The following is a 13,842-nucleotide window of genomic DNA, read 5'->3' as shown; positions in this document are numbered from 1 at the left end:
ATCTACTATTAAAATTTCAAGAAGGGTGAATAGAACAAAGATATCAATAAAGAAAGGCAGGCACTACAAACCATACATCAGTGCAGCACTGGGCTTTCACTACAGACCCAGATATAATGCTGCGCTTATTTTGATACCCCCTGACTGTGTGAAAAACGTGTGTAGGTAGATTTCGATGGCTAAGAAGCTCTTTATTAAAACCCATGGTTGTCAGATGAATGATTATGATTCATCGCGCATGGCAGATTTACTCAATGAAAGCCATCAGCTTGAAATAACTGACAATCCAGAAGAAGCTGATATATTGCTGTTAAATACCTGCTCTATTCGGGAAAAAGCTCAAGAGAAAGTTTTTCACCAACTGGGCCGTTGGCGCGTCCTAAAAGACCAGAATCCCAACCTGATCATTGGAGTGGGAGGTTGTGTTGCCAGTCAGGAAGGTCAAGCCATTCGAGACAGAGCTCCCTATGTGGATATGGTTTTTGGCCCACAAACACTACACCGTCTACCAGAAATGATTGATGCATCTGCAACAGGTAAGCAAGCCGTTGTAGATATAAGCTTTCCAGAAATTGAGAAATTTGATCATCTGCCAGAACCCAGTGTGGATGGACCAACTGCATTTGTTTCTGTCATGGAAGGCTGCAGCAAGTACTGCACTTTCTGCGTTGTTCCTTATACCCGGGGGGAAGAAGTCAGCCGTCCTTTCGATGATGTTATCGCTGAATGTGTGCATTTGGCTGAGCAAGGTGTCAGAGAAATCAACCTACTGGGTCAAAACGTTAATGCTTATCGTGGCAAAAAATCAGACTCTGATGATGAAACTGCTGACTTAGCCGAACTTATTACCATCATTGCAGCAATTGATGGTATTGCTCGGATTCGCTTTACTACATCACATCCTGTTGAATTTACTGAAAGCTTGATTGATGTTTATGCACATGTGCCTGAGCTTGTGAGTCACCTGCATTTACCTGTCCAAAGCGGCTCAGACCGTGTCCTTGCAGCGATGAAACGTGGTCATACTGTGCTTGAGTATAAATCCAAGTTACGCAGAATTCGTAAACTACGTCCAGATATCTCGTTTTCTTCAGACTTTATTGTAGGCTTTCCTGGTGAAACAGATAAAGACTTTGAAAACACTATGAATCTTATTCAAGACATTGGCTTTGATGCTTCATTTAGCTTTGTCTATAGCCCTCGTCCAGGAACACCGGCTGCGGACTTGCCAGATGATACGCCTGAAGAGGTTAAAAAGCAGCGTTTACAAATACTTCAACACAGAATCAACCAACAGGCCCAGGAAATAAGCCGGAGAATGGTTGGTACCACTCAACGAATTCTTGTCACAGGCTTCTCTAAGAAAGACCCAGGACAACTTCAGGGGCGGACAGAGAATAATCGTGTTGTGAACTTCGCTGCAACCAATCCAAGAATCATTGGCAAACGTGTCGATGTCGTTATTACAGAAGCATTACCCAACTCGCTTCGAGGTGATATGATAAGTGACGAACTATACTAATTCGCAATAACAGCATTTAGTTATATGCGGGTTAATACACTTTACAGAGAGTGTTATCCAGTCACCATTGGTTGAGATTTTATTCAAACCAAGACTGTTCCTGTAAAGTGTATGTTGTTACTAAGCGGCGAATAGAGTTTTAAACAGAAGTAATGCATACAGTTGAGTAAACTAAAGCTTAATCAATTACTTGAGTTGAAAGCTGCATGTTCTAAGTAACTCAGTTCGCGCTTTAGAAAAAAAAGGTGCTTTCCTTCACCATAGAGAAGGTATATTCTAGAAAATAAGTAGGGTGCCGCGTCCGGCTAATGAATAAGGCTTTGAATACAGAATTACCCCCCCACAAGTTCACTCTCAACGTCGAAGATGCTCAACACTTTGCGCAACTTTGTGGCCAATTTAATGAGCACTTAAAGCAAATCGAACAGCGCTTAGATATTCGCATTAGTAACCGTGGAAATCACTTTGAGCTAACGGGCTCACAAGTCAATGTCCATGCTGCAGAGCGAATTCTCAAAACACTTTCCCAAGAGCTTGAAAATGGTGGTGAAATATCACCAGATATCATACATCTTTATTTACAAGAGTCTGATATCGAAAATCCGCAACAAGGTAAAATAGAAAGTGTTGTTATTAAAACCAAGCGTTGTGTAATCAAGCCCAGAGGTCCCAATCAACAAGAGTATGTCAAACGTATTCTGCAACATGATATTAATTTTGGAATAGGACCTGCGGGTACTGGTAAAACTTATCTGGCTGTAGCCTGTGCCGTTGCAGCACTGGAGAGTGATCAAATTCGTCGGATTCTACTCGTTCGACCAGCCGTAGAAGCGGGTGAGAAGTTGGGCTTTTTGCCTGGTGACTTAGCTCAAAAAATCGATCCATACTTAAGGCCACTTTACGATGCGCTTTATGAAATGCTGGGCTTTGAGCGAGTCGAAAAGCTTATTGAAAAAAATGTTATAGAAGTGGCCCCTCTGGCATACATGCGTGGGCGAACACTCAATAATTCATTTATTATTTTAGATGAAAGTCAGAACACCACAATGGAACAAATGAAAATGTTCCTCACCCGTATTGGCTTTGGTTCTACTGCAGTGATTACTGGTGATACCACTCAGGTTGACTTACCCCGTGGTACTAAGTCTGGATTGGCTCACAGTGCAGAGGTACTTAAGCAAGTCAAAGGGATTGGCTTTACCTATTTCAGCGCTAAAGATGTTGTACGACATCCGCTAGTACAACGTATTGTTGAGGCCTATGATAGATTTGACACCAAACAAGCCTCTAAAAAACAAAAGGATGCTTGATGTGCTTACCGTTGATTTGCAAATAGCATGTGACGAAATAGCACAACTACCTAGTCAAGAAGACTTTGAGCACTGGGTACAAACCGTCTTAGTCAATGAGTCTATTAACGATGCTGAACTCAGTATTCGAATTGTAAGTACGACTGAAAGTGCTGAGTTGAATGGTACCTATCGCCAGAAACACTATGCCACCAACGTGCTTTCCTTCCCTGCAGACTTACCTGAAGAACTAGACTTACCTCTGCTCGGCGATCTGGTTATTTGTGCAGATGTCGTAGTTAATGAAGCAGCAGATCAGGGCAAACCCTTACCAGCACATTGGTCTCATATGGTTATACATGGTGTCTTGCATCTGCTCGGGTATGACCATATTAATAATGATGATGCTAGTTTGATGGAGTCGCTGGAAATTCAACTACTTAAAAAGTTAGGCTTTAGCGACCCTTATGCATGGACCATTGCTGACGAGTGTACCACGAGAGACAAATAACAATGAGTGATGATCGATCGAGTGTGAACGGAACAACCTCTGCCAAAACATGGCTTGATAAATTAACCCAGGCATTTTCAGGGGATCCCAAGAATCGAACAGAACTGCTGGATCAGCTCCGTGAGGCTCAGTCTAATCAAGTGTTAGACCCAGAATCATTGAGCATCATTGAAGGAGCAATGCAAGTTTCTGAAATGCAGGTCCGAGAAATTATGATTCCTCGCGCCCAGATGGAGTGTGTGGAGCTATCTCAAACACCTGGAGAGTTTATTCCTCAAATCATTAAGTCAGCTCACTCCCGTTATCCTGTCATTGGGGAAAACAAAGACGAGGTAACCGGTATTTTACTTGCTAAAGATTTATTATCGTTAGCACTTAAAGACCCTCAAGATACAAAAGACCAATTTTGCCTTAAAGATATTCTCCGTCCAGCAACCTTTGTTCCTGAGAGTAAACGTTTAATCGTCTTACTTAATGAGTTTCGAGCCAACCGTAATCATATGGCAATAGTGGTTGATGAATATGGTGGTGTATCTGGTCTTATCACCATCGAAGATGTGCTTGAGCAAATTGTGGGTGATATTGAAGATGAGCATGATGTAGAAGAGGACTTCTACATTAAGCAACTCAATGAGAATAACTTCATAGTAAAAGCATTAACGCCCATTGAAGACTTCAATGAGCACTTTCACAGTCAGTTTAGTGATAAGGAGTATGACACCATTGGTGGAATCGTCATGCAAAACTTTGGACACTTACCCAGACGAAGCGAGTCCGTCACTATTGAAGGCTTTGAGTTCCAGGTGCTAAACGCAGATAATCGGCGTATTCGCTTACTTCGAGTCACTCCTGTTTAAACATCATGATAAAAATCCCATGACCAAAAAACTTGCTGGTTGGCCAGGCCATTTCCTGGCTCTTGCCGTTGGATTCATTTGGGCGTTTGGATTTGCCCCTTTCAATATCTGGCCACTGACAGGCTTATCACTGCTGGGTTTCTTTTTCTCATTACAGTCATTGACCCGCCGACAGGCGCTTTGGCGAGCCTGGTGGTATGGTCTTGGTTTCTATGGGGTGGGCGTGTCATGGGTCTATGTAAGTATCCACCAATATGGTTCAGCACCTGTTGCTCTTGCGGGCGTTCTAACTGGCTTATTTGTTATTTTTCTATCATTTTTATTTTTTGCACCTCTTGGCTGGGGCTATGGCTGGTTAATCCAACGCTTTAAAGCCTCTTCGCTAGGCTCGCGGCTTGTACTTTTTGGTGTGCTTTGGCTTGTGTTTGAGTGGCTAAAAACCTGGCTACTTACAGGCTTTCCCTGGTTGTTACTAGGATATGCATACATAGACACGCCACTCGCAAGCTGGAGCCCTATAATTGGTAGTTTAGGCATATCAGCACTTGTTCTAACAAGCTGGTTAGGCTTAGCATGGCTTGTCAGTCAAAGAAAGCAATGGAACTCAAAACAATGGCAAAGTGTGCTTGCTTGCACAACACTGCTTTGGGTTGCAGGTGCAATGCTAACAAACCATCAGTGGACTGATAATGCCCAATCTAAACCACTGACAGTCAGTGCAGTTCAAGCTAATATCCCACAACAGTTAAAGTGGAATAAAGAACACGTACATACGACATTAACCACTTATCGCATGCTTAGTAAAGGCCACTGGGAAAGTGACCTCATTATTTGGCCAGAGAACGCCATACCACTGGTTTATCCACAACAAGCGAAGTCTTTTGTCGATATGTTCGCAGAGGAAGCCAACAAATATCAAAATACATTAATCACCGGCTTACCCTTCATGAGCCAAAAAGTTATTGATGGACAACCCTATCGCACTTTTTATAATGGCATCATTGCTGCTGGCAATGGTAATGGCAGCTATTACAAACAAAAACTTGTCCCTTTTGGTGAGTATGTTCCTTTAGAAGATTTATTACGTGGACTTATCCAGTTTTTTAACCTGCCAATGTCTTCCTTTTCTTCTGGCAGCAATGATCAGCCTCATCTAGTGGCAGATAAAACAAAGATTGCCGCTTTTATTTGTTATGAAATTGTTTATGGCGATTTTGTGGCACAACAAGCCCAACGCTCTAATCTACTCATTACTATTAGTAATGACTCCTGGTTTGGCGCATCTATTGGTCCACACCAACATTTTCAAATGGCACGTATGCGTGCACTTGAGACAGGGCGTTATCTTATTCGTGCAACCAATGATGGCATAAGTGCCATCATCAATGACCGAGGAGATGTGTTAACCCAACTCCCTCAATTTCAAGCTGGAGTGCTAACAGGCAAGGTTCAAAGTAAACAAGGCAGTACGCCTTATATGATTTGGCAATCATATCCGTTACTTTTCATTATTGCACTTATACTGAGTGTTTTTGGTTGGACTACCCGACAAAAGCAGTCCATCGCTATGGAACAAGCCTCTTCCTCCTGAAGAGGCAGTCAGTCGTAAAACTTCTGGGCTTGCAAATACTACGTTAAAAATTATTAAGAGCACTTCTAAAAATATTTCCAGTGATACCAGACTAACCCCACTATTTCATGCAAAGCGTACGTGGCATTAGTAAATGACTTTGGAGTAGGCAACCAGTGATACCACATCACGTCTTTACTTCTACCAGAAATAAAACGAGTTGGTGCAGGTAAAACGTTCAACCCAACCTTTTTAAAAGATGCAACAGCTCTACGCATATGCCAAGCATGAGTCACCAATACGATAGTACGAATATGCTCTTTCTCAAGCATCTGTTGGGTATAAAGTGCATTTTCCCAGGTGTTTCGGCTTTGCTCTTCCTGCCATTGCACCTTAACCCCATAATTATCTTGTAGAAAATCAGCCATTATCTTTGCTTCTGGTGGCTGATCACTCCCTAATAATTTCCCTCCAGTAACCAAAATAGGTAATTTCAACTGCTTATTTAAATAGGCTGCGTAAGTCATTCTTTCTAACTCAAAAGCACTTGGAATATCTTTTCCACCATACTCTTGAGCTTTACGATGCCTTCCCGCCCCCAAAATCACCATTGCTTCAGGTTTATCCCCCTCTGGAGCATAAACTGTGTACTCTGACTCCAATAACGACATAAGATAAGAAGAAACAACTGGAGTACACAATAAATACAAACTAATCAGTGATAACCAAATAATTATCATCGTCATAAAACGCCACCAATAACGCTGTATAAAAGTTCGAGAAATAATTGCTAACACAATAAGAACAATATTAAATACAGGTGGTAATAAAAAATATTTAGCAAAGCTAATAACTAACATGCCTTCCTCTAATTAAAGATCTTGAAGAATAAAAAAAGAATAGCTCATTACTGGTCTAAACTGGCTTGCTTAAATTTTCAGAAAAGAGAATTTACCCCTAAGATGAGACTATCATAAAATAAAAGGTCAGGAGCTAAGCAAAGACAAGGCAAAAAAGTGGAGTTTATAACTAATACATAAGCATTTTGAGCAAATTTTTAACGCAGTATTTGAAAACGAGACCGTCTCCGATATGAGAAGGGCATGCCCCCCTAACCATCGGTATAAAAATCTGATTCAAGCTATCTTGATGAAATATTTAAGAGCTTGCAGATTTCTGTAGCATCTTTACGTAAATATGCTTTTAACAAATGATGTTGTTGACGCGTTAAACCTTGAAGCTCAACATTTACCGTTGTCGTAGAGGGCTTCAATTCGTGCATTAACTCATGCCAAAGCTGTTGTTCAAAGCCTTTAACAGCCATTTGAATTTGTTGAAGCAATTGATCATAAAGAAATAGGGTTGGATGTTGCTGATCCAACACATTTATATTGGACTCACGTCCTTGTTCACTTAAGCAGTTCCTTGCATGTTTTTTTTCCATTAGCATGACACCACTACAAGCGAAGGCCTTACTTAACCACCTATAATCACATATTCATACAACATCATTGAAGGTTTTGGGCAAAGCCAAGATATTTTATTGAAGGTTCGTACAACCTACTCAATATAAGCGTAGACTATTCATAAAGACTACCCGTAACAAATGGAGTCATGTATCCTAAGCTGCTTAGACTTTATCACTATTAAACCCTGCGCTTTTTTTAGAATACTTTAGAAAAAGAGAGACAATGGAAGAACATTACCAACACCAGCAAATTGAGCGTGAAACACAGCAACACTGGCAAGACAATCAATCCTTTGCCGTAAGTGAAACGCCTGACAAAGAAAAATTCTACTGTCTCTCGATGTTCCCCTACCCCAGTGGACGACTTCATATGGGGCATGTGAGAAATTACACCATTGGTGATGTGATCTCACGTTACCAGCGAATGCTGGGCAAAAATGTCTTGCAGCCTATGGGCTGGGATGCTTTTGGCTTACCTGCAGAGAATGCAGCCATTAAACATGGTGTCGCGCCCGCTAAGTGGACCTATGAAAATATTGACTACATGCGAGAGCAGTTAAAAAGCCTGGGCTTTGCCTATGACTGGAACCGAGAAGTCACCACCTGTAATCCAGATTATTACCGCTGGGAACAGTGGTTCTTCACCAAGCTGTATGAAAAAGGCTTGGTTTATAAAAAAATGGCGACCGTTAACTGGGATCCTGTAGACCAAACAGTTCTAGCCAATGAACAAGTGGTTGATGGTCGCGGCTGGCGTTCAGGTGCACTGGTTGAGCGTAAAGAAATTCCTCAGTGGTTCATTAAAATTACAGCTTATGCCGATCAGTTACTAGAAAGCTTAGATCATCTGGAACATTGGCCAGAACAGGTCAAAACCATGCAGCGTAACTGGATTGGCCGCTCCGAAGGTATAGAGATGACGTTTACTCTGGCTGAATCTATCCCCGGAGTTGAAGATTCATTTACGATCTATACCACCCGCCCAGATACGTTAATGGGTGTAACCTATGTTGGGGTTGCTGCTGAACACCCCATTGCCTTGGCTGCAGCGAAAAATAATCCTGAAATTGCAGCCTTTATTGAGGAATGCAAACACAATGCAGTCGCTGAAGCAGAAATGGCCACCATGGAAAAGAAAGGGATGGCTACAGGCTTCCATGCAACCCATCCAATTACTGGAGAAGAAGTTCCTGTTTGGATTGCAAACTTTGTGCTAATGGAATACGGCTCTGGCGCAGTAATGGCTGTCCCTGGGCACGATCAGCGTGACTGGGAGTTTGCAACCAAATATGGCCTGCCTATAAAACAAGTTATTGAAAACCAAGAAGACAGCACTCAAGCAGATATTTCCCATGAAGCCTTCACTGAGCATGGAGTATTGGTTAATTCTGCCCCCTTTGATGGTTTAACCTCCAAAGAGGCCTTTGATGCCATTGCTAAACATTTAATTAAAGCTGGTAAAGGTCAGCGAAAGGTTAATTATCGATTGCGTGACTGGGGAGTATCCCGTCAACGCTATTGGGGAACACCTATTCCCATGATTCACCTGGAAAATGGTGAAACCATTGGTGCACCCGCTGAAGATCTGCCCATCACCTTACCCACAGATGTTACGCTGGATGGCACCACATCACCGTTAAAAACGGACTCTTCCTGGTCTTCTATCGTAAGCCCCATTGATGGCACACCAGCCCAACGGGAAACGGATACATTTGATACCTTTATGGAATCTTCTTGGTATTACGCTCGTTACTGTAGTGCAAACTACCAAGAGGGTATGTTGAACCCAGAGCAGGCTAATTACTGGCTACCTGTTGATCAATACATTGGTGGTATTGAACACGCAGTAATGCACTTGTTGTATTCCCGCTTTTTCCACAAACTACTGCGGGATGAAGGCCTTGTTGATAGTGATGAACCCTTCAAGCAGCTACTTTGTCAAGGCATGGTGTTAGCCGAAACCTATTATCGCGAAGATGACAAAGGTGGCAAAGTGTGGATAGCTCCAGGGGACGTCACTATTGAGCGTGATGACAAAGGACAAATCATTGCAGCTCACCACAAAGAAGATGGCCAACCCGTTCACTATGCTGGCATGGGCAAAATGTCGAAGTCCAAAAATAATGGTGTCGACCCTCAAGGTACGATTGAACAGTATGGTGCAGATACCGTTCGACTTTTCACGATGTTTGCGGCTCCACCCGATCAAGATTTGGAATGGTCAACCAGTGGTGTAGAGGGTGCCCATCGCTTCTTGCGCCGATTCTGGCGCTTGGCGCAGGAACATAACCAACAAACAAATATTCCCGCATTAGATTTTAGTCAGCTGAATGATAGCCAGAAAGATCTAAGAAGAATTACTCACAGTACCATTAAGAATGTCACCAATGACTTTGGTAACCGGCTGACCTTTAATACAGCGATTGCCCGAGTCATGGAACTGGTAAATGCGATGGGTAAATTTACTGATCGCTCACCTCAAGGTTTAGCTGTCATGCATGAAGCCTTGATGACCTGTATAAAACTGTTAGCGCCTATTACACCTCATATCTGTCATCATATTTGGCAACAGATGGGTAACTCAACTGAAATCATTGATGCCCCCTGGCCTGAATGTGACGAAGATGCACTGGCAGCAGACTCGGTATTGATAGTGGCTCAGGTAAATGGCAAGGTACGAGCCAAGCTAACAGTTCCTGCTGATGCCGATAAAGAAACCATTGAGTCCATAGCGATGACGAATGAAAACGTACAAAAGTTTTTGACCGATAAAGCCATTCGCAAAGTCATCGTTGTTCCTAACAAACTGATCAATATTGTCGCCTCATAGAGGAGTAAGGTATGCGGTCATTATCAAAACGACTGTTTATGTCACCTATCATTAAGCTGGCCACGCTTCTTAGCGTGGTTATGCTATTAACCGCTTGCGGGTTCAAACTCAGGGGTATGGTTGATGTTGCCAGCCATTTACAACAGCTTAGTGTGCAAACATCTGATAACTACGGGGTATTCACTCGTCGTCTAAACCGTACGTTGGAAAGTAATGACATTAAGATCATTGCAAGTGCACCCTATGTGTTGCGTATTACTGAAAACCAGGATGAGAACAAAATTGCCAGTTTTACAGGTAATGCTCAGGCTGCACAGTATCGCTTAATCAAACAAGCTAAGTTTCAACTGGAAAATAGCGAAGGTTTACTTCTCCTAGGTCCATTCGAAGCTATGTCTGAGCGTGTTTACCTTTATTCTTCAAGCAATAAGACCGCCTCAGACTCTGAGGAACGCTTAATTAGAGAAGAGTTAGAGCGGGATATCATTACCCAGATCACTCAACGTTTACAGGCAATGACTAATGAGCAAATTGATGTTGCTGAAGCCAAAGCCCGTAAAAAACAAGCTGAAGCAGAAAAAGCTAAACAGCTGGAAGAGCAAAAGAATGTAAAAGCCATGCCCAAAAGGAATGCCATAAAACTGGCCCCACCAAATATTTAGTGCTCTTTTAAGACAATACCAAGGTAGTTCGCTATAGGTTTTAAAGCGTATCCAAATAGTGCTGCTACCTTGGTTTATATTTGCATTTCACTTTTATGTTTAATTGATGTTCCCAGTAAAAAACGTCCATAAAGCCCCTTATTCAGCAACCCTATAGCCGCAACATACTTTATTTTTTAATGAAAATTCGCAGTGATCAACTCCAACAGCATTTAAATCAAAAAACACTGGCTCCTATTTATATAGTAAGTGGTGACGAGCCTCTGATTCAACAAGAGTGTTGTGATTTAATCCGACAAAAAGCTCGAGACAATGGGTTTAGTGAACGTATCTTATTGCAGGCGGATGGAGGTTTTGACTGGGAAACATTATTAGAACACACTAATAGCTTGTCATTATTTAGTGATAAAAAAATCATTGAAGTCCGCTGTCAAAGTAGTAAGTTTAATGATAAAGCAGCTAAAGTACTCAAAACATGTGGAGAATCTCCAGTATCCGATAATGTGTTATTGCTGATAACACCCAAGCTCGAGAATCCTATACAACAAAGTAAATGGTTTAAAACGCTCGAAAAATCTGGCATTTTTATTCCCATTTGGCCCATTGATGCTCAACATTTACCACGTTGGATCAAGCAGCGTATGCAACAAGCAGGCTTGACTGCCACCGCACAGGCAATACAGCTTCTCTCTGAACGTGTTGAAGGAAACTTGCTTGCCGCTTCACAAGAAATCGCAAAGTTAACACTTTACGCTGAAAATAATCATGTAACTGAAGAAACTATTAATACGAGTGTTTCTGACAGTGCACGTTATTCAGTTTTCGACTTAATCGAGAATACACTTGCAGGTTCAGTGAATCACTCCCTACGCATTTTTAATGGTTTAAAAGCTGAAGGTATTGAACCCGCTGTTATGTTATGGGCAATTACCCGCGAAGTCCGTAATTTACTTCAGCTCACTCAATTACAACGTGAAGGTCTTTCACTTGAGCAAGCTATGCAAAATCAACGCATTTGGGAAAAAAGAAAACCTCTTATTCGTCAAGCATTACAACGAAACTCAGAACAAGCTCTTGAGCAGATACTACTGACATCAGGTCAAGTTGACGAAGCTATAAAAGGCTTATCTGATGATAATATATGGTCTGCCCTCCAAATCCTGTTATTAAAATTAGCGGGTATTTCTGTCATAAATGAACACAGCCTATAAGATTTATTTTATATTAATAAATTATTCTGCGCATCATCATACATCCTATTATATGTATCAATAAGCCCACAATAGCACTTGGTTATATAAACAAAAGCAACAGTGAAAAATAGTTTTTGACTAATACTTAATTAGAAAATCACTTACATCAATTTCACCAAGCAGTTTATAAAATCCAATCTAATTCTGTGTTTATTCGTAAATACATCCCCATTATTTTAAATAAGGATTTATTATATGGAAGTTATCCCTGAACCTTTTCGTATTAAAATGGTTGAGCCAATCAACTTAATTAACGAAAAACAGCGCCAGACAGCTCTAGAAGCGGCTGGCTATAACGTTTTTTTACTTAAAAGTGATGAAGTTTTTATCGATTTATTAACCGATTCTGGCACAGGCGCCATGAGTGACAAACAGTGGGCAGGTTTAATGGTTGGGGATGAGTCTTACGCAGGAAGTCGTAATTTTTTTCATTTACAAAAAAAAGCACAAGAAGTATTTAATTATCGTTATATTTTGCCAACACATCAAGGCCGAGGTGCCGAACAAATTCTTTTCCCTACGCTTATTGAGCACCGAAATTGTCAAGACCCTGTTTTTATTTCAAATTATCATTTTGATACTACTGCTGCTCATATAGAAATTTCCGGCGCAAAAGCAATTAACACCCCTACACCCTGGGCATTTGATACTACCTCATCATACGACTGGAAAGGTAATTTTGACCTAGACGAACTAGAAGCAATAATCAAACAATATGGTGCAAACCGCATTGCAGCAATCATTACAACAGTGACTTGTAATAGTACAGGTGGACAGCCTGTTTCAATGGATAATATGCGAGCTGTTTATCACTTAGCCCAGCGGAATGATATTCCAGTAGTGATTGACGCTGCTCGCTATTGTGAGAATGCTTGGTTTATCAAGCAGCGTGAATCAGGATACCAAAATAAATCTATTGCAGAAATTATAAAAGAGATGTTTCAGTATGGTGATATGCTAACCCTTTCTGCTAAAAAAGACCCCTTGGTAAATATTGGTGGTTTATGTTGTATTCGAGATAATGAAGCACTTTTTCGCAATGTTCAGGTTCGTTGTATTCCACAAGAAGGTTTTATCACCTATGGCGGATTGGCTGGTAGGGACATGGAAGCTCTGGCCATTGGTTTACACGAAGCAATGGATGAAAAATTTTTAAATTATCGCATAGCCCAAGTTCAATTCCTGGGTAATTTACTGCTCAAAGCAGGTATTCCTATACAGTTTCCAACAGGCGGGCATGCTGTATTTGTTGATGCAAAAATTTTATTACCCCACATTCCAAACTACCACCTCCCTGCTCAAGCACTTGCAAATGAATTGTATTTAGAAGGTGGTGTTAGAGGTGTCGAAATTGGCTCTTTGTTATTAGGCCGAGATCCACAAACCAAACAGCAAAAAGTGTCACCCTTTGAGTTTCTTCGTTTAGCCATTCCACGACGAGTCTATACCAATAGTCATATGGAATACGTTGCAAACTGCTTAGTTAAAATAAAAGAACGAGCAAAGGATATTCAAGGTTTAACATTTAGTTATGAGCCACCCATTTTACGCCACTTTACAGCACGTTTTCAGCCATGCTCATAAACTATATTTAGTTATTCGAACACTTTTATTTTAAAAAAAATAATTCAATTAAGCCGTTTATTCTATTTCATCCATTATGGGAGAAAACAACTAGTTTTTCCTGGGGGATAATCATTAACCAAGCTTCTTGGCTAAAGGCATAAAACGAGCCTTCCTGCTTTCCTCTTTGTATAATTAATGACTGTAAACTTTCTGATAAATTTCCACCACAAAAATCCCAAAGAATATCTTCATCTCGCTTCCAATCTTTTCTTGGCGTCGCTAACCAATCACCATAATGATGATAGTAATCTGAG

12 protein-coding genes are annotated in these 13,842 nt (G+C 41.2%); 9 read left to right on the top strand and 3 right to left on the bottom strand.

The genetic code is table 11. The annotated features are described in order from the left end of the window. Positions 1 to 175 precede the first annotated feature (175 nt). The 5 genes from miaB to lnt all read left to right on the top strand — a co-directional run bounded on the left by miaB (position 176) and on the right by lnt (position 5,770). On the top strand, positions 176 to 1,522 hold the full coding sequence (miaB, locus tag KCG35_RS14495; RefSeq protein ID WP_215820501.1) for a tRNA (N6-isopentenyl adenosine(37)-C2)-methylthiotransferase MiaB: 1,347 nt from the start codon (positions 176 to 178) through the stop codon (positions 1,520 to 1,522). 308 nt (positions 1,523 to 1,830) lie between these two features. After that, complete coding sequence (locus KCG35_RS14490; RefSeq protein WP_215820500.1) at positions 1,831 to 2,832, top strand: PhoH family protein; 1,002 nt, start codon at positions 1,831 to 1,833, stop codon at positions 2,830 to 2,832. Between the two features lies 1 nt (position 2,833). Then, on the top strand, positions 2,834 to 3,322 hold the full coding sequence (ybeY, locus tag KCG35_RS14485) for an rRNA maturation RNase YbeY (protein WP_373687355.1): 489 nt from the start codon (positions 2,834 to 2,836) through the stop codon (positions 3,320 to 3,322). 2 nt (positions 3,323 to 3,324) lie between these two features. Continuing rightward, the gene (locus KCG35_RS14480; RefSeq protein WP_215820498.1) at positions 3,325 to 4,179 is read left to right on the top strand and encodes a CorC family transporter; all 855 of its coding nucleotides are present in this window, start codon (positions 3,325 to 3,327) and stop codon (positions 4,177 to 4,179) included. Between the two features lie 19 nt (positions 4,180 to 4,198). Continuing rightward, entirely contained in the window at positions 4,199 to 5,770 is a 1,572-nt protein-coding gene (gene lnt / locus KCG35_RS14475) for an apolipoprotein N-acyltransferase (protein ID WP_215820497.1), read from the top strand. Positions 5,771 to 5,835: 65 nt separating this feature from the next. On the opposite strand, the gene KCG35_RS14470 is transcribed toward lnt, so the two are convergent. Together KCG35_RS14470 and KCG35_RS14465 are read right to left on the bottom strand one after the other, a co-directional pair. Beyond that, positions 5,836 to 6,609, bottom strand: coding sequence for a YdcF family protein (locus tag KCG35_RS14470; protein WP_215820496.1), 774 nt, complete (start codon positions 6,607 to 6,609; stop codon positions 5,836 to 5,838). A 281-nt stretch (positions 6,610 to 6,890) separates the two neighbouring features. Beyond that, complete coding sequence (locus tag KCG35_RS14465) at positions 6,891 to 7,193, bottom strand: hypothetical protein (protein WP_215820495.1); 303 nt, start codon at positions 7,191 to 7,193, stop codon at positions 6,891 to 6,893. Positions 7,194 to 7,440: 247 nt separating this feature from the next. On the opposite strand from KCG35_RS14465, the gene leuS reads away from it, so the two are divergent. The 4 genes from leuS to KCG35_RS14445 all read left to right on the top strand — a co-directional run bounded on the left by leuS (position 7,441) and on the right by KCG35_RS14445 (position 13,546). Then, entirely contained in the window at positions 7,441 to 10,047 is a 2,607-nt protein-coding gene (leuS, locus tag KCG35_RS14460; protein WP_215820494.1) for a leucine--tRNA ligase, read from the top strand. An 11-nt stretch (positions 10,048 to 10,058) separates the two neighbouring features. Next, positions 10,059 to 10,709 (top strand): LPS-assembly lipoprotein LptE, encoded by a 651-nt coding sequence (locus tag KCG35_RS14455; RefSeq protein WP_215820493.1) that lies wholly within the window; start codon positions 10,059 to 10,061, stop codon positions 10,707 to 10,709. A gap of 179 nt (positions 10,710 to 10,888) precedes the next feature. Continuing rightward, positions 10,889 to 11,920: a DNA polymerase III subunit delta gene (holA, locus tag KCG35_RS14450; RefSeq protein ID WP_215820492.1), complete on the top strand. Its 1,032-nt coding sequence runs from the start codon at positions 10,889 to 10,891 to the stop codon at positions 11,918 to 11,920. A 237-nt stretch (positions 11,921 to 12,157) separates the two neighbouring features. Further along, a complete protein-coding gene (locus KCG35_RS14445; RefSeq protein WP_215820491.1) occupies positions 12,158 to 13,546 on the top strand; it encodes a tryptophanase in 1,389 nt (462 codons plus the stop codon). A 67-nt stretch (positions 13,547 to 13,613) separates the two neighbouring features. Here the strand turns inward: KCG35_RS14445 and KCG35_RS14440 are convergent. Continuing rightward, a partial coding sequence (locus KCG35_RS14440; RefSeq protein WP_215820490.1) for a hypothetical protein occupies positions 13,614 to 13,842 on the bottom strand: 229 nt, incomplete at its 5' end.

The sequence above is a fragment of the Zooshikella harenae genome, assembly GCF_018837975.1.
Classification (GTDB): Bacteria; Pseudomonadota; Gammaproteobacteria; order Pseudomonadales; family Zooshikellaceae; genus Zooshikella; species Zooshikella harenae.
Note: the sequence above shows the minus strand (reverse complement) of the source record. Positions and strands in the feature narration are given on the sequence as shown.

What these genes read in the sequence shown, in the direction of transcription:
- miaB (WP_215820501.1), top strand. Translation starts at nt 176, where the DNA reads ATGGCTAAGAAGCTCTTTATTAAAACCCATGGTTGTCAGATGAATGAT.
- KCG35_RS14490 (WP_215820500.1), top strand. Translation starts at nt 1,831, where the DNA reads ATGAATAAGGCTTTGAATACAGAATTACCCCCCCACAAGTTCACTCTC.
- KCG35_RS14480 (WP_215820498.1), top strand. Translation starts at nt 3,325, where the DNA reads ATGAGTGATGATCGATCGAGTGTGAACGGAACAACCTCTGCCAAAACA.
- lnt (WP_215820497.1), top strand. Translation starts at nt 4,199, where the DNA reads ATGACCAAAAAACTTGCTGGTTGGCCAGGCCATTTCCTGGCTCTTGCC.
- KCG35_RS14470 (WP_215820496.1), bottom strand. Translation starts at nt 6,609, where the DNA reads ATGTTAGTTATTAGCTTTGCTAAATATTTTTTATTACCACCTGTATTT.
- KCG35_RS14465 (WP_215820495.1), bottom strand. Translation starts at nt 7,193, where the DNA reads ATGGAAAAAAAACATGCAAGGAACTGCTTAAGTGAACAAGGACGTGAG.
- leuS (WP_215820494.1), top strand. Translation starts at nt 7,441, where the DNA reads ATGGAAGAACATTACCAACACCAGCAAATTGAGCGTGAAACACAGCAA.
- KCG35_RS14455 (WP_215820493.1), top strand. Translation starts at nt 10,059, where the DNA reads ATGCGGTCATTATCAAAACGACTGTTTATGTCACCTATCATTAAGCTG.
- holA (WP_215820492.1), top strand. Translation starts at nt 10,889, where the DNA reads ATGAAAATTCGCAGTGATCAACTCCAACAGCATTTAAATCAAAAAACA.
- KCG35_RS14445 (WP_215820491.1), top strand. Translation starts at nt 12,158, where the DNA reads ATGGAAGTTATCCCTGAACCTTTTCGTATTAAAATGGTTGAGCCAATC.